Origin of the sequence: Microvirga vignae (assembly GCF_001017175.1) — a bacterium.
GTDB classification, from domain to species: Bacteria; Pseudomonadota; Alphaproteobacteria; order Rhizobiales; family Beijerinckiaceae; genus Microvirga; species Microvirga vignae.
In genome coordinates this window covers 1-16,914 of the sequence record NZ_LCYG01000053.1, presented here as the reverse complement: position 1 = coordinate 16,914, position 16,914 = coordinate 1, and the positions used below count along the sequence as shown (strand labels likewise).

General features: G+C 56.7%; 12 protein-coding genes and 1 pseudogene. 12 read left to right on the top strand and 1 reads right to left on the bottom strand.

Going from position 1 to position 16,914, the window contains the following annotated elements; all coding sequences use genetic code 11:
* Positions 1-71: 71 nt before the first annotated feature.
* The 5 genes from AA309_RS32250 to AA309_RS19200 all read left to right on the top strand — a co-directional run bounded on the left by AA309_RS32250 (position 72) and on the right by AA309_RS19200 (position 7,437).
* Positions 72-3,002 carry a bifunctional diguanylate cyclase/phosphodiesterase gene (locus tag AA309_RS32250; RefSeq protein ID WP_052954855.1) on the top strand — a complete coding sequence of 977 codons (2,931 nt, stop codon included), beginning with the start codon at positions 72-74 and terminating at the stop codon, positions 3,000-3,002.
* Positions 3,003-3,695: 693 nt separating this feature from the next.
* Positions 3,696-3,866: a hypothetical protein gene (locus AA309_RS35335; RefSeq protein WP_160310502.1), complete on the top strand. Its 171-nt coding sequence runs from the start codon at positions 3,696-3,698 to the stop codon at positions 3,864-3,866.
* Positions 3,867-4,009: 143 nt separating this feature from the next.
* Complete coding sequence (locus AA309_RS19210; RefSeq protein ID WP_047190631.1) at positions 4,010-4,321, top strand: hypothetical protein; 312 nt, start codon at positions 4,010-4,012, stop codon at positions 4,319-4,321.
* A gap of 1,500 nt (positions 4,322-5,821) precedes the next feature.
* Positions 5,822-6,232, top strand: coding sequence for a hypothetical protein (locus AA309_RS19205; RefSeq protein WP_047190630.1), 411 nt, complete (start codon positions 5,822-5,824; stop codon positions 6,230-6,232).
* A 341-nt stretch (positions 6,233-6,573) separates the two neighbouring features.
* The gene (locus AA309_RS19200; RefSeq protein WP_150117654.1) at positions 6,574-7,437 is read left to right on the top strand and encodes a hypothetical protein; all 864 of its coding nucleotides are present in this window, start codon (positions 6,574-6,576) and stop codon (positions 7,435-7,437) included.
* A gap of 187 nt (positions 7,438-7,624) precedes the next feature.
* On the opposite strand, the gene AA309_RS19195 is transcribed toward AA309_RS19200, so the two are convergent.
* On the bottom strand, positions 7,625-7,852 hold the full coding sequence (locus tag AA309_RS19195; protein ID WP_047190628.1) for a hypothetical protein: 228 nt from the start codon (positions 7,850-7,852) through the stop codon (positions 7,625-7,627).
* A gap of 106 nt (positions 7,853-7,958) precedes the next feature.
* On the opposite strand from AA309_RS19195, the gene AA309_RS34465 reads away from it, so the two are divergent.
* The 7 genes and pseudogenes from AA309_RS34465 to AA309_RS19160 all read left to right on the top strand — a co-directional run bounded on the left by AA309_RS34465 (position 7,959) and on the right by AA309_RS19160 (position 16,816).
* On the top strand, positions 7,959-8,399 hold the full coding sequence (locus AA309_RS34465; protein ID WP_150117653.1) for a hypothetical protein: 441 nt from the start codon (positions 7,959-7,961) through the stop codon (positions 8,397-8,399).
* A 650-nt stretch (positions 8,400-9,049) separates the two neighbouring features.
* Positions 9,050-10,239: pseudogene (locus AA309_RS19185) on the top strand (tyrosine-type recombinase/integrase).
* A gap of 321 nt (positions 10,240-10,560) precedes the next feature.
* Complete coding sequence (locus AA309_RS32245) at positions 10,561-11,823, top strand: peptidoglycan-binding protein (RefSeq protein WP_052954854.1); 1,263 nt, start codon at positions 10,561-10,563, stop codon at positions 11,821-11,823.
* A gap of 1,401 nt (positions 11,824-13,224) precedes the next feature.
* A complete protein-coding gene (locus tag AA309_RS35330) occupies positions 13,225-13,383 on the top strand; it encodes a hypothetical protein (RefSeq protein ID WP_160310501.1) in 159 nt (52 codons plus the stop codon).
* Positions 13,384-13,458: 75 nt separating this feature from the next.
* A complete protein-coding gene (locus AA309_RS19170; protein ID WP_047190625.1) occupies positions 13,459-13,683 on the top strand; it encodes a hypothetical protein in 225 nt (74 codons plus the stop codon).
* A 549-nt stretch (positions 13,684-14,232) separates the two neighbouring features.
* Positions 14,233-15,456 carry a GNAT family N-acetyltransferase gene (locus AA309_RS33310; protein WP_160310500.1) on the top strand — a complete coding sequence of 408 codons (1,224 nt, stop codon included), beginning with the start codon at positions 14,233-14,235 and terminating at the stop codon, positions 15,454-15,456.
* Positions 15,457-15,622: 166 nt separating this feature from the next.
* The gene (locus AA309_RS19160) at positions 15,623-16,816 is read left to right on the top strand and encodes an FAD-dependent monooxygenase (RefSeq protein ID WP_047190624.1); all 1,194 of its coding nucleotides are present in this window, start codon (positions 15,623-15,625) and stop codon (positions 16,814-16,816) included.
* Positions 16,817-16,914 lie beyond the last annotated feature (98 nt).

Here is a 16,914-nt window from a genome sequence, read left to right as displayed (position 1 = left end):
CGGGAGGTTAATTAACATAAACAGATAGCCGCATCTCGAGTGCGGTGTGGGCAGACTTTAAGAGTGCAGCTATGCGTTTTTGGGGCCGTTCATGGCTGCGCCAGCGTTTCTCCGACACGCGCGGGCAATCGCATTTCCAGGATCGGAGATCCTCTTCTTTCGAGCTTTCGAGCTATGCTCGCGCCTTTGTGGAGAGCACATCCGACTGCGTGTTCTTTCTCAACCGCGAATGGCGCTTCACCTTCTTCAATCCGCGCGCGGCCGCAGAGCTGAATGTGAAGGCCGATACAATCGGTCAATGCATTTGGGAGCGGTTTCCCGAGACAAGAAGCACGATCTTCGAAGAAAATTACCGCCGCGCGATGAAGGAGCAGTCGACGCAGATCTTCGAGGCTTATTTCGCGCCCCTGTCCACCTGGTACGAAGTGCATGCCACACCTGTGGATGACGACCTCATGGTCATCTTCCGCAACATCAACGAGCGCCGCATCGCAGCCGAAGCTCTTCGTGTCCGAGAGCGGCAACTCGCCACCGTTTTCGGACAGACCGTTGTCGGCATTCTGCACCGGGATCTGATGGGGCGAGTGCTGATGGTCAATCAGCGTTATTGCGACATCGTGGGCCGCAGCAAGGAAGAGCTGGACGGCTTGCCAATGCAAGCCTTTACCTATGAAGAGGACATCGATTGGAACGCTGCCCTCTTCAGAAAGCACCTCGGGACCGCCGAGCCTTTTCAGATTGAAAAGCGCTACATCCGTCCTGATGGCACGCCAATCTGGTGTGCGGTGAATGTTTCCTTCGTCTGCGATGATGCAGGCACACCCGTCTCGATCATCACGGTTGCCGAAGACATTCACGCGCGGAAGATAGCAGAGGAGAAGGCCCTCGAAAGCAAGGATCTGCTCCAGGTTGTCATCGACAGCATTCAGGACCTGATCTTCGTGAAAGACCGGGAGGGACGCTTCGTCTTTTCGAACCGTCAGCTGACTGAGGCCTGCGGGCCGGTCGAAGGGGTGCTCGACCGGGAGTTCTTCTCACGGGATCCAACCGATATCCACGCAAGATCGGATCGCCAGGTGCTCACCACAGGGGCCCCTGTCACGATCGAGGAAGACATCCCGATCAGGGGTAATCCACGCAAGTTTCAGACCGTGAAGGTGCCCTGGTGGCAGAACGGCGAGATTGTCGGCGTCATCGGCATCTCTCGTGATCTGACAGAGCGCATGGAGGCCGAGGCAGAGCTGATCGAAAGCAAGCGACAACTCGCAACGCTGATCGATAACCTGCCAAGTCTCGTCTACAAGTGCGATATCGCTGCCCCATGGCCTTTCACATTCATCAGCGAGGGCGCGGAGGCGCTGACGGGGTATACGGCCAGCGAGTTCATGGAGAGGCGCCTCAACTGGGGGGAGATCGTTCACGCGGACGACATGCAGATGGTCGACGATGCCATCCTCGGCAGCATTCCAGCGAAACAGCCTTTCAATGTCGTTTACAGGATCATGACCCGATCCGGAGAAACCCGCTGGGTTGCCGACCGGGGACAATGCATCTTTGACGCGTCGGGCGAGCCCGCCTTTCTGGAGGGCATCGTCAGCGATGTCACCACGCAAAAAGAGGCGGAAGAGAAGATCATCTGGGCTGCTCATCACGATCCCCTCACGCGTCTCCCCAACCGCGCACTTTTCCAGGCCCGCCTGAGCAAGGCCCTGGAGCGATCGGCAGCCCTGGGACGCAAGGTCGGCCTGCTGATCCTTGATGTGGACCACCTGAAAGAGATCAACGATACTCTCGGTCACGACGCGGGCGACGCCGTTCTGCAGGCCGTTGCCAACAGGCTCAGCGCCGCTGTACGACCGATCGACACTATCGCCCGCAACGGCGGCGATGAGTTCGCGATCATTTTTCCAGAAATCGATGGCGAGCAAGATATCAGGACGCTCATCGCACCCATCCTGGAGCAATTGCAGAGGCCGCTCCCCTACGCGGGACGCGCGCTCGATTGCCGGGCCAGCATCGGCGCCAGCATTTGGCCGGATCATGCACAGGAAGCCGAAGACCTGCTGAAGCAAGCCGATGTCGCGCTCTACACGGCCAAGGCCACCGGACGCGACAAGGTGGTCGTCTTCGAGACTTCCATGCGGACGGAGGCGCAGCGGAAGGCGGAGATGCGCAGCAATGCCCGTGGGGCGATCGACGCGCGCAGCATCGAGCCTTTCTATCAGCCCAAGGTGCACCTGAATTCGGGTGCTCTCCAGGGCTTCGAGGCCCTCCTCAGGTGGCGCAATCGCCGCGCCGGCATCGAACTTCCCGGGAGCATCCAGGCCGCCTTTGACGATCCACAGCTCGCCGTTGCTCTCAGCAAGCAGATGCACGACATGGTCTTCGACGACATGCGCCGCTGGCTGCAGGACGGCATCCCATTCGGACATGTGGCAATCAATGCATCAGCTGCCGAGTTCAGGGACATGGAGTTCGCCGACAGAATTCTGGCACGCTTGCACTCTGCCGATATCCCGAACCGTTGTCTCGAGATCGAAGTGACCGAAACCGTCTTTCTCGGACGCGGTACGGAGTTCGTCGAAAAAGCCCTCCGCACGCTGAGCGCAGAAGGCGTCAAGATCGCGCTCGACGATTTCGGAACGGGCTATGCCTCGCTATCCCATCTCAAGCAGTTCCCGGTCGATGTCATCAAGATCGACCGTTCCTTCGTGCATGATCTGGCGAGCAACCCCGACGATCCGGCCATCCTCCAGGCGGTTCTCAACCTTGGCAAGGGTCTTAGAATCACGACAGTCGCGGAGGGTGTCGAAACGGCCGTGCAGGCGGCTTTCCTGCGCAGCCAGGGCTGCGACTTCGGTCAAGGCTTTCTCTTCGGCATGGCGAGCCCAAGCAGCTCCATTCCTGATCTGGTGGCATCCTGGGAGGCAGGCCAGTTCAGTATCGCTGAATTGGACACTCTTTTCCTGAAAGACCGGAAACAGCGTCGGCAGGAGCGGTAACGCACCGTGCGTAAAAAGTGGATCCGGCGTTTCGCACCCAGCGATGCGCTCATGAAAAGAAGGGAGCATCGGACGAGAAAAGTGGCTTCCACTATTCTCGTCCGATGCTCTAGGAACCGTTTTTTTTGCGCAGGCGTGATACCCCTGCCTCACTTTGCTTGAGAGCCAGCAAGCGTCGGGCGGCTGTTCCTCCCGGCGCTGAACCATAGAGCCGCTGGTTCAACACCTCGATCTGCCAGCGCTGCAATTCAAGCAGGGCCTTCAGACTTCTGACATGCGCTTTCAATTCGAGAGCGTCCTGTAAGGGATCTGGTCCACAAGCTTTCATAGGACCACCCCTGACGTTTCTGGGATGAATCATAGCTGAACGTGAAATCTTCTTGGGGACTTAGAGTCCCGGCCGCAATGAGATAGACCGATATTCATTCTTCCGCCGGCCGGAATAGCGATCCCGACCTGCAACGGTACGAAATAAACCGAACGCCGACATCAATGGAAAACAACCCCATGAGCGAGCCCGTTCTATGATTTGGGCTTCCTGTTCTCAATGGAACTCTCTTACATTTCCTGCTCAAGGGCAAGGTTCATGACGACGCAGGGCCCGCTTGTCGATTGAGATGCAGAACGCCGGAACCCGAAGGATCCGTAACGGTTGCAATGACATCCACCGATCCTCTGAAACGAGTTTTCTGCATGCCCGAAGAACGCTACGAAGCAGAAGCGGACACGATCCTCGCCCAGATCCCCGGTGCACAGGACCGTGAGACATCCTGGCAAGCGCGCCGTCTGCTCGCCGAGGCTCTGGAGAGAGCGGAAAGGCGTGGCCGGGAGATGTTCGCAAGATTGAAAGAATCGAGCGGCTAAGGTTTTCACACGAGCGAACGAGCTCTTCCTGCGACACCAGCAGCAGGAACGGCCCGTTAAGGGGTACGTTGCCTATGTGTGGTACAGCACAGCGGCAAAGCCTCGGGCGTGGTGATCTTCCGAGCATTGGGAGAACAGAATCGATGCGTTCATGGACGATGATTTTCCTGCTCGGCTTCCTTGGAGTATTTTCAAGCCACGCCGCTGCCCAGGCAGAGGATGCGAGCACCCGCATCGCCGCCCTGCCCTATTCCGATTGCCTGTCGATTATTGCCGAGGCTTCCCGGGAAGTAGACGAGCCCCCCGTGCAACTGATCAACAACGAAGAAGAGACGAGCGTTCGGATCAACGCCTCCGATGGTTTCGTCACGATCTCCTGTCACCGCACCACCGACAAGATGGTTCTGACCAAGAGCCCTGTTCCGGAAGCGGCAGGAATGACAGCTTCCCGTTGAAGAGCGCCCTTGTCTGGCGCGCCACCGCTGCCATCGTGCTCTCGACCGCGAGTGCGCTTCCAGGCACATTTGGCCATCTGGCGCCTTGATCTGGATCAATGCCATCCAGAAGTGGTCAGGCTTCCTCCCTCCCCTGGGAGGCGAAATGATGGGGCCAGCATCGAAAAGCGCAGTAACGTATCGTGTGCTTCTGTTCGACAGATTGTCGGGCACCTACACAACCGACAGCTTTGTTTGCAGCTCCGATGAGGACGCAATCTAGCATGCACGCAAGCTAGGTCACGACGGCAATATGGAGATCTGGAGGGAGAACGTTATCATCGGCGCGTTCCCGCCACCAATCCGCCTGATCCGACCAACTCTCGTTAGACGGTCCAACCAGGGCTTGTTGTCGTCCTCTTTCTGCCTTGCCCTGTGGTCCAGCGGCTTTGGCATTCAGCTCATCGCGACAGCATATCGCGCCGTTCTTTCTGAATATTTGTATACAATCTCATACAATTAACATATGTGAATCGGAATTGCTGGCATCCGCGGTGTAGAAATGCGACCTTGTCGTGAAGAGCTGAAGCGTATGATTGTGGATGTTTCATTGGTGGCGACCGCGATCGGAGCACTCGCGATCATCCTCATCTTAATGGGTGAGCAATCCCCGCAGCCTTCAATTGATGCAAATCGGGTGTCGCTCAGAGACTTGTCCCCCAGCGCCTCGGAGCGCTGAAGTTCTTCCGAGCCGCGACTTCCATGGCCTGTGGGGCTCAGGCATGTACACCAGCCAAGGAGTTCTCCGCCCTTGGTTTGCTGTAGCGCAATGTCTGCGTTCATGGGGGGCAGTAGTGCTGCGACGAAGGCTTCAAGGGCGGGACAATGCAGCCAAATGAAGACGAGCTGTGGCGCATGGTCTTTGATGTTGTGCCAGCCGTAGGGGGCAACTACCGGCACAGCTCCTGTCATAGTTGCGATCAAGCACTTGGTCCAAGCCTTGTCGAGGTAGCCTCTTCAACTGGAGGAGATAAGGCGACTAGCCTTCACCTGAGGGTTGATCACAAGAGCCCCAGTCTCCCGGCCAGAGACTCCTCGACGTACTGGCCGGGAGGGACGCATCAACCACAAGGGGTGTTGCCCAAGGTCTTGGGTGCGGCATATGCCGCCCTATGGGCGGTAGGAACAGACATCCGGGCAACGATGCCTTGGCGAATATCTGCGATCTGTTTGCGTTGCTATTTGGCATCGGGCTCTTGAGCTTGGTGCTCAATGTTGTTCCCGTTTGAAGATTCATCCCAACACCTGCGCCCTCTCCTCCACATATACATGTGAACGGATCTCGATCATCACCGCTCCATCATCGGAACGGCGTGAGTCTGGCGCCAAGGAGAAGACGTTCTAAGATTATGAAATAATAGAATATCTTCATTTCCGAGTGTGCGGCGATCTATTGACACGCATCCCGGCAGGTCGTGGAACCGAAGTATGCTGGGGTGGCCTCTTGGACGGGAGGGAGCAATGGGACAGCTTAACCGTCGCCATGCACTGCTCAGTATCGCCGCCGCGTCTACACTCGTCCCTTCAAGACAAGCCGTCGCTCAAAGTTCTGCCTCACCTGAAGGAAGGGAGATAGCTCCCGGCGTTCGTCGGGTGGACTACACCAAGCGAGATACGATGATCCCGAACTACAAGACGGTCTCAATGCGAGACAACATCTACCAACCGGGAGCAAGCACCAGTGGGTCGAGCATGGGCAACGATATGGTTTGCCACATGTTGGAAGGCGAACTCCCGGTCGACACGGGCTCCGGTGACACAGTCTACAAAAAAGGAGATGTGTGGTCGTGTGGGAAACGTATGCCTGAGCGGAGCAAAAACACCGGCAATACTGTCGCCCTCATGCGGGTGATCGACCTTCTGACAGGATAGTGCAACGTCCTGCAAGCTTGATTTCGTCGACTGGTTCTCGGCAAAAAGCCTCGTGCGATTATCTCGCCGGGGCAACCCTCCTAAAGCTGACGTATTCCGGGTGAAAATCACCAAGAGTGCGCTTTGTGCTTGAATGACGAGCGTGACGGTCAATCTGTTGCAAGAGTCCCGCTTGGTTGATCCCCAGAGACATTGCCCAGCCGGGCATGAACGGTCCCGGATGTGCAGCACGTTCCATAAACGCTCCTGACACAAAATCCATACAAGCAGGCCTTACCCTCTTTGACAGGATGGCCGGGAAACATGGGAAGCCCGCAAGCGCCATCAGGACGAGTAAGCCATTGAAGAACCACATCTTGCAGGCTGCGGAAGAATTAAGGTACGTGCTAGGCTGCTTTCTCGAATACTCAGCAACTAAGAACCAGCCTGAGCGTTATTTTTCTGACAGTGGCCCGCTCGGCTGCGGATCCGTTAACCCAGAGCATCTTGGCCGTTGGCCGGGTTGGCGACGTTCTTCCCCATTGCGGGAGGATGGAGTTATGGTGCGGATTCTAATGTTGTCTGTCGCCTTTGTCCTGGCCGTTTCCGCGGGAGCAGAGGGCGCGACATCCCGGAAACGAAACACTTCCGTTCAGGAGCGAACGTCACCACACCAAGCGGCGCAGGAACAGGATGAGTTCCGGTCATGCGACGTGGCTGTCCGTGAGTTCGTCCAAGGACGCAAAGAGGCTGCGGCACTTCCGATTAAAGAGGTCAAGGTCGATGGCTTGAGGATGACGTTAAACTTCATCCATCCCTACGGCGAAAGCGGCGACACGCCTCCAAATCTCGCCTTCACGCGGGGTGAGTCAATCGAAGAACGCCGCAAGGCACTGAACGAGGCTAAACAAAAAGTTCGGACGTTGGCAGAAGCAGCCAAAACTGGGAACGTCTGGTATGTCATCGTCTTGAACAAAGGCGGCACCTCCATTGATGAGCGCCGTAGCTCGACGAGCGGTCAAACGACTGAAAATCAACCCTCTGCCGAAGCTGTGGTGATGGCCAGCATTGAGGGTCGATGCATAACAATCTCTCAGTATGAGGCAATTCCTCTCGGGAGCCTGAATGAAGACTTACGGCGAGTTCTGGGGCAAACGGAACGGGAGGCATCACCGATTGAGGCCCCATCACCGATTGAGGTCCCTCCGCAACCACCTCCTTCATGAGCCTCAAGTCAATTGCAGAAAAGAGCGAGAGATGCCCTAGTGGGGCAAGGTATGCGGTGATGAGTTTGATGGGACACGATCTCGCTGTGAGACTTGAGTGTCGTGGCAGTTTCATGCCCCAGCAATGGAGCACTGCAGCGCTGTAGCCTCATGAAGTTCCAGGGCAGCCTAGCTGGAAGTGAGTAGCCTAGAGGCGGGTGAAACTGTCCTGTCCGCATGTCCAGATTGCGTAATGGAGGTTGTTCGCGTCTAGGCCGACAACCTGCGCATCATCCCCATTCTCGCCTGCGGAGTGAGCCGCTTGGATCGCCATGCGGATCGCCTGAGAGCGGCTGCCATAGACTTGCCTGCTCCCGTTGCTGGCGACAACAACCCAATGGTGGTGGATTGGCGCAATGACGAACTGCTGTTTCATAGCCTATGAACTAACATAGGGTAGCCGGTTGACCATCCTGCCTGAAAGGATAGCCAGGAAGCTAGAGTGCTGCAGCACGACAGCACTCCAATGCTATGGCACTTTGATGCTGGCCCTGACCTCGGCGGACATCGGGCGGTCGTACTTCTTCAGAATTTTGTCGATGGCCGATGTCGGAGCCGACAAGGAAAAGCTGAACCAAGTTCGCGAAAGGCTCTTCGAAGAGCTTGTAAGAACCCGAAAAGAGGCTGCCTCCACCCGTGTGGAGTTGGAGGAAGCGATCAAAGCGCGGGGCTCTGCCGAGGCTGAACTCGCGCGTCTGAAACAGGAAATGACAGAGGCCAAGCCCGCAGACCAACCTCCAGCCTCTCAAGCCGATGCCCAACCGCAGAAGCAAGCTCCTGAAATCACCTCTGCACTCCACGGATCCGCACAGCGACCAGTGCATCGCAGCCGAATGTCAAAAAGAGGATTGGTCCTTTCAAACAGAGGTTTACAGCTTCGACCACGAAGGCAATCCGGTCGATATCGCAGCGTCACGTCATAAGGGCCACGGCCTCTGTGAATACAGTTGCCCAGCAGGAAGGCGCGGCAAGCCACACCGGAAGCGGCAGGAAGGGGTTGACCTTTGAGCTGGGCGGCTACGGCAACGCCGATAGGTCACCTTCAACCAATGGTCCAGGTATTTGGTAGTCTTTCATCGCGGCTTCCAAGTGGTCGCCGGTGTCAGCAGGGCTCCCATGTGAGAGGGCCAGCCGAACAGGCGCTCCTCCATCCCGACAACGACACACCAGAGCGGCAAATGGACGGAAGGAGGCTAGCTGCTTTGCTTCCCATAGGCTTCCTGACGAAGCTTCCCGGAGAGCAAGGCTTCGAACCTACGATGCGCTAAGCTATTGATTTTGAAGTGGTACAGCCGCCCCGGCTTGAACGGGGGACCCCCAGATCCACAATCATGCGGCCCAGCTTGCCAGATGTATCCCCTGTTTCCCCGCGTAATCAAAAGCCCTTGTTTTATAAGCACTTTCTTTCTCCTGATTTCCTGATGCATCCTGGCATTAGATCAGTTTTGCTTACCGAGCGCTTACCGGAGGGGTCTGATGCCAAGTGGGAGAATGTCCAAGAGATCCGTTGATGCCCTGACCGTTTAGGCAGGCAAGGACCGGGCCTTTCTCTGGGATGATGCCCTAGCGGGGTTTGGGGTCGTGGCATTCCCAACCGGGAAAAAAGGCCTATGTCGCGCAGTACCGGAAGGATGGGCGTTCCCATCGGATCACCATTGGCGAGCATGGCCGCCTAACCCCTGACGAGGCCAGATCCGAAGCCAAGAAGGTACTTGGGGCTGTTGAGACAGGCGCGGACCCATTAGAGGAACGTCGTGCAGGCCGAGCTGTCCGCACTTTCAAGGAGGTTGCAAACGACTTCCTGGCCATCCATGTGGAGCCCAAGCGCAAGAAGCGCACCAAGGAGGAGTATGAGCGCCTTTTGCGGCTCTATATCTTCCCTGCCATCGGCTCACGCCGCATGACTGACATCCGCCGCAGTGACGTGGCGAGATTGCACGAGAAAATGGGCGATGTCCCGTTTGCAGCGAACCGGGCCCTTGCCCTCATTTCCAGCGTCTGGAATTGGGCCGCGCGACGTGACGAGCCTCGGGTGAGTTTTGGCGACAACCCAGCCAAGGGGATTGAGAAGAACCGGGAACAAGGGCGGGAGCGATTTCTCTCAAAAGACGAGCTGGCGCGCCTTGGCGACGCAATGCGAGAGGCCGAGACGATAGGCCTGCCCTGGAAGGTGGAAGAGGACAAGCTGACGAAACACGCCCCGAAGGGAGCGAAGCGGACCAAGCTTGACCCGTTTGCCTTAGCAGCAGTGCGGCTCCTCCTGCTGACAGGTGCCCGTCTGCGTGAAATCATTCATGCCGAGTGGCAGCATGTGGACTTTGAGCGGGGGCTTATTCTCCTGCCGGATAGTAAGACCGGCAAGAAGCCGATCTATCTTTCGGCTGCCGCCCTGGCTGTCCTGGAGGCTCTGCCTCGCATGGAGGAGAACCCGCATATTATAGCAGGGTCAAAGAGCGGGAAGCCACGGGCGGACCTGAAAAGCCATGGGCAGCCATCACGCGAGCGGCAGGCCTGGAGGGCATTCGGCTCCATGATTTACGTCATACGCATGCAAGCTTCGGAGCGGGGGCGGGATTAGGCTTGCCCATCATCGGAAAGCTCCTCGGACACTCTCAAAGTGCGACAACCCATCGCTATGCCCACCTAGACGCAGATCCTTTGCGCCGGGCTTCCGATCAAATTGGAAGCACGATTGCGGCCGCCCTTGATGGAGGCCCCGCTGCGACTGTCATTCCCATGGAGAGGAAGGCACGGGGCAAGTAATTCTGAGACGGCACACGGCTAGCGCAGCCACCCAAGATAAGGCGGCAGACCGCGAAAAGCTTTTGACTGAGCAAAGCGGCGTTGGATACCACAATCTAAGAACTCGTCCCGCCCGACCTTTTTTGAGGTGTGACGAAGTGTGACCGAGATTGCTGGGTGTTCCCTGATGTTGCAGGCCTACTGCATTACGGGCCCTTGCTGTTGGTCATGATAATTAGGCGGAGTAGCCTCAAAGCACAACTTGAACCTACCAAATGTTGGATAGCTTCCTGACCAAATTGCCCGTACGTTTGTTGGGAGACTTGCTGTGGGGCACTAAAGATGAAGAAGCTCAGGGGATTTATTTTTATCTCTTTGCTTCTCATTGCCTGGACAAATGCTCAAGCGGCACAGATCGAGTTGATCCCTAGCAAAGACCTTGCCCTCATAACCGTTGAGGGTGAATTCCAATACGGCGATGATGATGTCTTCAAGCAGAAGGTTTTTCTCGTCAAAGAGGCCATGGTCCTGTTCAACAGTGTGGGCGGGAACCTGATTGCTGGAATTGAGATTGGAAAAGCCATTCGGCTTAAAGGTTTCGACACGGTTGTTCCTGACGATATGCTCTGTGCCTCCGCCTGTGGTCTAGCCTGGCTCGGAGGAAAAACCAGATGGGCCGGTCCTGGGGGGCGGATTGCCTTCCATGCCGCTTGGAAGCTGGAGAACGGCAAGAAGGTCGAGACTGGGCCAGGGAACGCCCTAGTCGGGGCCTATCTCCACTCGCTCGGATTGAGCGAGGACGCTATCGTCTACATCACAAGCGCGCCGCCAGATGGTGCTGAGATGCTTAGCTTCCGAAAAGCTGAACTTCTTGGCATGCACGTCAAAAGGTTTGAGGTGCCACCAGAGCAACGTCAGCTCGCCGCGAAACCGGAGCTCCCGCAGCGTTCAGTGCCCGCAGATCCTGAAGCTGGTTACTACGATCCGAATGCTCGAACGCTTGCCCCAGTGACGACCAACCCCGCGCAGCTCACCGAGACCAAGACCGCAGCACTCCCTCCTGTTCAGACGCCATCATATGCAATAGGGCGCCCTGAGGGTCCCTTGATGGACCCTCAGGTCCTCGAGCTAGCAAACCTGGATGCTGCCGCGCAGGTTCAACGTCGACTTCAGGAGCGGGGCTTCTTCCATGGCCTTGTCGATGGTGTATGGGGGCAAAGGTCGCGAATTGCGCTCCGAGACTTCAAGATCCGCAATGGGCTCGGCTCAGACGACAGATGGGATCTGAGAACTCAGCTTGCGATCTTTGATGACCAGTATCCAGCAGCCCCTGTCGCCTACGTTCCCGTAAATCCTGAGCAGGATGTGAGAGGGCTTTTCACGCCTTTTGCCCCTCCAAAAGGCGCCACACTTCACCCGCTCAATCCCCGTGATGCGTTGAAGATCCAGAGCCGCCTTTCTGAACTAAGCTACTATCGCAAGACAGGCGATGGTGTCTGGGGCATGGCCTCAAGGTCCGCTCTCACGGATTTCAAAGTTGCGAATGGCCTTTCTGCTGATGACGTCTGGGACGGAATCGTTGAAGAAAAAATTGAGGGGCCTTAAGCCGTCCCTGCCACGGAAACACCATTCGGGGAGTGGATCCTGCCTGGAACTGCTTGCGGAGATCCGAACAATGCAAAACGGCTTGTGGTGGCTTCCAAGAACATCGTAGCCGGCACTGGCACCTGCGAATTAGGGACCGCCCTTCAGCGCTCACCTGATGGATGGCGCAGTGCCGGAGTATGCACGCGAGGTGCAGGATCCGCTTCCGTTCGCGTCCACCTTCAACTCCTCAACGGACGTCTAGTGGATCGTTCAGTCATCGGGACTGTCCCGAACGAGAAACCAACGGTATTCACTCGCTGTATGTGAGACGAACCGTGCTAAGCATCACTGAAGCGGTAGGACTCTCCGGTCCATAAATTTCGCGTCCGCTATTTTTGAGCCGTGACCGAGATTGCCAAGCGCTTCCTAATGTTGCCAGACTGCCCCATTTCATGACAGGCGGCATGGAGGGCAGCACATAAGCCCGAAACGTCATGCGGGGAAAAAACCACCCTTTAACCCTACACGCGCCACACCCACTGCCTGCGTCAGCAATGGTAGAGGGCGGCGATGCTCCCGCCCTCTGACGCCTTGCGGCCAATCATTTCCTTCGAAGCCGCCTAGCGAGCTTCTGCGCTTCAATAAGCCGGGCTTGGGAACCGGCATCCATCACCATCGCCTGAACCCGTTTAGCCTCTGCACCCTCAACATACTTGCATATTGCTTGAATAGCCGGACTTTCTGAGATGCCCGGAGCTGCTCAAATTTCTGTCGCATGTCGGGACCATTAAATGCGGACTGGAGTTGAGCAATAACAGACGGAATTGGAGCCCACGCATCCCGGACAGTCGTCACAGCTTCAACAATCTGCGTGAACACAGACGGAGCATCTGCCATCTCCTGACGACGTTCACGAGCTGCGCCGAGGTAAGCCTCTCCTTGCACCTTCCATTTGCGCTGGAGGCGGCGGGTTTCGGCTTCACCATGAATGCCCAGCCGCCGCATGGCCGTGGTGTGCGGCATAGGCTCTCTGATGATTAGGTCGGCAATCCGTGCTAGGGTTCTGGCATCACCTTCGTTCCGCCAAGATGCTCCCTTCGGACGGCCTCTGCCGCGCCTTACTTTAGTTGCTTTGGTCATTGGGACCACCGTTGTTGATATGCTTCCATATCGGCCCCTTTTTCAAGCGCGGTCCAGAGTCTTAAAATCGAATATCCAAGCTTTCGAGCGACATAAAATAAAGATAGTGCTGCCCGCCTGCATTTTATGTCGCTAAATATCTTGTTTATCGCTGCCGCTCCACCACACCCGCCTTCGCTGACGCGGGCGGAGATGAGATTACGTTTGAAGGCTGACTGGGACTGGACGAGCCTACGTGGAATTAGAATACGGCGTTCACCGCCATAGTGGAGGCACGAGATGGATAAGACCCGAAAGGTTGCCGACGCTGTCCTTGCCGAGTTGGAGACGCGGCAAGGCTTCCGCGAGTGGTGGGTCAGTATCGACCCGGAGGTGCAGAACCAAATCATGGAAGCGATTGGAACCGCCGCTATTGAGGCCGTCGAGAACAGCGAATAGGGACGGCGGGCGTGGGCACCGATCCGGAAGCGGTTCGGAACTGGTACAGAACCCAAGCCACGAGGAGACGAGCCTATGCACGTATTCGGAGCCTTTGAGTTGGACATCAGGCCGGGCACTCCCGACAATCCGGCATCCGTCAGAATTGCCCTCCTGCGCTACTCCAGGGGCGAGGATGGCCACCTGTTCATCACTCCGGAATGTGCATCTTTCGAGGAGGTGGAAGGGCAGATTAATTCCTTGCAGGATGAGTTAGACGAGATCCGCGAACGAGCCAGGCGAGCATTCCAGGTCGCATGAAGTCACCGACCGCATTAGGAGGCCATAGACGGCCATTCACGCTCCCGGGGCATCCACGTCCTGCATAGACAACACCTGCCAGCAGTCGCCGTATGGGCCCCTCCGAGACATAAAACGTTTGCCCTTGGCTTTGAAACGAGTGCGTTGGTGTTTGAAGCAGATGTCTAAGGTGCACAGGGCGGCATCCCCCACAATCTGAGCAAACGATTCAAAGCCACGTGCACTCGTTATTCAAATCCGTAGTGAGCTACAACCACACGCTTTCGCCCGGAGGTAACTCGAAAATCTGCTCGAGCTAACTCGGAAGGCGGTTCCACGTTATCGTGAGTTGCGGCTAAACTGGACTGGACAGGTTGCGGGTGAAGCAGGCGACATCGAGGATCCCCCTCGTTTGGCGGCGGGGCAGCACCGTCCCACCCGCTCCACATTTCCAGACGCGGGTCTGGAAGCGCAGGGGAGTAGCTCAACTGGCAGAGCATTGGGGCTTCAATCCCAAAGGTGCAGGGTTCAAGTCCTGCCTCCCCTGCCATCCTTTCAAGAGGCTGCGTATTGGAGACGTCCCTTTATGGAAGGATTAGAACGGTCACGGTCAGGGAGTTCGATGCCCTTGCGCCGCATGCTGCTGCATGGGATCGCTTAGGCTGGGAGGCACCCCAGAAAACCCCAACACTGCTTCCTGGCTGGGTCGATGCCTTCCTGCGCCATCGACTTAAGCCGAACGAGAACTGGTTTTGCAGCTTCGCCTATCTCGATGATACGCTGGTTGGGGTATTGCCTATCATCATCTCTCCGCATTCAGTCCTGCGCCATCACTGGCCACTACTGCGCACCGCTTATGATGCGTTAACGCCCTCTGGGGATGTCCTGTTGGCGTCCGAGTACGCAGCACCCGCCTTCAGAGCCCTTCTAACAGAAGTAAACCGTCAGGTGCCGAACCATCTCGGCCTTGAACTCAAAGCCGTACGCTGCAACTCCCCCGTATGGGAGGCTACTGCGGGGGGGAGCGGCAGTTATATCATCCGTACTGGACTGCACTCGCTATACTCGTATCTGAACGTCGAAGGCGATTTCAGTGCGTACCGGGCACGTTTAGGCAGGTTGCGTGAGGATCTGCGGCGATTCCACAGGAAACTTGAGGCGCGAGGACCTGTATTGCGCGAAATCCGAAAAGGACCAGCAGCGGGTGAAGCGTTCCTGAGCGAGTTTGTGGCACTCGAAGCGTCTGGCTGGAAGGGGCGTAATGGAACCAGTATCCTAAACGATCCAAGCGCATCTTCTTTCTACACCACACTCGTGCGAAACTTTGCACTTCAAGGCCGGTGGGAATGGCAGGCGATCCGAGTGGGCGACCGGCTCGTAGCAGCTGGTATGGGTGTCCGATGCGGGACCACCCTCATGCTCCCCAAATTTGCTTTTGATGAGAGTTTCTCTGAATGCAGGCCCGGTAGTTTGCTGGTTGAGACAATCCTTGAAGATGCTTTTTCCCGCCAAGACGTTGCGGAACTCCATCCCATGAGCAGTTTCGCCTGGAGTTGTCACTGGCGCATGAGCCATGCCAAATATACCGATTTGTATTTGATCCGCCGCGGCATCCTCCCAATACTGTTTAAACTGCCCTGCATTGTGGTGAGATCGCTGTACCAAAACCTTGTGCGGCCTTGGATTCCAAGAGCCGTGATTAATACTTACCACAGATTCAAGCGTCGCGGAGGTCGGAAGCCATGTCGAGCCGCAGACAGCCGGTCAGTTCAGCCCCAGGCATGCGATTACTGATACACAGCTTCGCTCGGCGCACGACTTCGGCCCGCGGGTGGTCCGTCCCGCCTTATGATGGTCTACCAGATCGGGTTCTTCAACCAGCTTCTCGCAGTGATCTCCTCAAGCGGACATCACTGCTCTCCTGCCGCATCGGGAGCCGGTGCAGTTTTGAGAGGACAGCATGAGAATTGCTTGTATTGGCGCAGGACCAGCTGGTCTCTATCTCGCTATTCTAATAAAGCTGCGCGATCCGAATACTGAGATCACGATTTTTGAGCAGAACCCTGCGGGCGTCACCCACGGCTGGGGAGTGGTGTTCTTTAACGACATGGTTGAAGCCTTACGGAAGAACGATCCTGTCACTGCGGATAAAATCCTGGATCAATCCTTTGAATGGGTCGGCCAAATATTGGATATGGAAGGAAGTCCGCCATTACGAGGTCTGGGCGGTGGCTTCAGCATCGGTCGTCAGCAGTTGCTCGATATATTGACCGCACGAGCGGCAGCTCTCGGCGTAAAGATCCACTTCGAGCACAAGATCACCGACGCGAGCCGACTACCGGATGCTGACGTGATCGTCGCTGCCGACGGGGCCAGCAGTCGACTGCGGCAGCTGAAAGCTGATCGTTTCGAGACCCAGATCTCTGAGGGACGCAACAGGTATGTTTGGCTGGGAACCACAAAAATCTTCAACAATTTCACTTTTGGCTTCGCGCCAACTAAGGCTGGATGGATCTGGTTTCACGCCTATGGTTTCAGCCAGCAGATGAGCACTCTGATTGCCGAGTGCTCCTCCGACACTTGGACGGGCCTCGGGTTTGATCGGCTGGGGCGGGACGAGAGCCTCGCATGCTTGGAGTGTATCTTCGAGCACCACCTCGCAGGTCATCGGCTTATCAGCAAGGCTAACGCAGACAAAGGTCTCCCCTGGCTCACTTTCCGCTGGGTCAAGAACATAAAATGGCATGCTGACAACATCGTATTGGTGGGAGACTCTGCGCATACCACCCACTTCTCGATTGGCTCGGGCACGCAGTTGGCGATCCAAGACGCCATTTCACTAGCCACCAATCTGCAGGCTCATACGGACGTCCAAGCAGCCCTAAAAGCATACGAAACGGAGCGGCAGCACGCCTTACTCCAGCCGTGCAAGAAGGCTCACCTGAGCGCTCAGTGGTTCGAGAGTATTCCTCGCTATATTCAACTCGACCCATCGCATTTCTTCACGTTGCTACTGAGCCGCCGCTCGCCAATAGTTCCTCTTCTGCCGCCAGCAATCTACTGCCAACTGGATAGGATCACGAACAAGACTCAAGTGCTTCGGAAATTGCGGAGCCTCGCCGCTACCCTCTACTATGAGCGACAGCGAACGTGATCAAAGGAATGCCAATCTCGCCCTCTCCCCGCTTGGTGCCAGAATCGCTCTGCAGTAGGGCAACAGCTGTACCCCAGGTAAGCACCTATGCCAGACCA

Bases quoted from the DNA above. Each gene is read 5' to 3' on its own strand.
- AA309_RS32250 (WP_052954855.1), top strand. From the start codon at position 72: ATGCGTTTTTGGGGCCGTTCATGGCTGCGCCAGCGTTTCTCCGACACG.
- AA309_RS35335 (WP_160310502.1), top strand. From the start codon at position 3,696: ATGCCCGAAGAACGCTACGAAGCAGAAGCGGACACGATCCTCGCCCAG.
- AA309_RS19210 (WP_047190631.1), top strand. From the start codon at position 4,010: ATGCGTTCATGGACGATGATTTTCCTGCTCGGCTTCCTTGGAGTATTT.
- AA309_RS19205 (WP_047190630.1), top strand. From the start codon at position 5,822: ATGGGACAGCTTAACCGTCGCCATGCACTGCTCAGTATCGCCGCCGCG.
- AA309_RS19195 (WP_047190628.1), bottom strand. From the start codon at position 7,852: ATGAAACAGCAGTTCGTCATTGCGCCAATCCACCACCATTGGGTTGTT.
- AA309_RS34465 (WP_150117653.1), top strand. From the start codon at position 7,959: ATGCTGGCCCTGACCTCGGCGGACATCGGGCGGTCGTACTTCTTCAGA.
- AA309_RS32245 (WP_052954854.1), top strand. From the start codon at position 10,561: ATGAAGAAGCTCAGGGGATTTATTTTTATCTCTTTGCTTCTCATTGCC.
- AA309_RS35330 (WP_160310501.1), top strand. From the start codon at position 13,225: ATGGATAAGACCCGAAAGGTTGCCGACGCTGTCCTTGCCGAGTTGGAG.
- AA309_RS19170 (WP_047190625.1), top strand. From the start codon at position 13,459: ATGCACGTATTCGGAGCCTTTGAGTTGGACATCAGGCCGGGCACTCCC.
- AA309_RS19160 (WP_047190624.1), top strand. From the start codon at position 15,623: ATGAGAATTGCTTGTATTGGCGCAGGACCAGCTGGTCTCTATCTCGCT.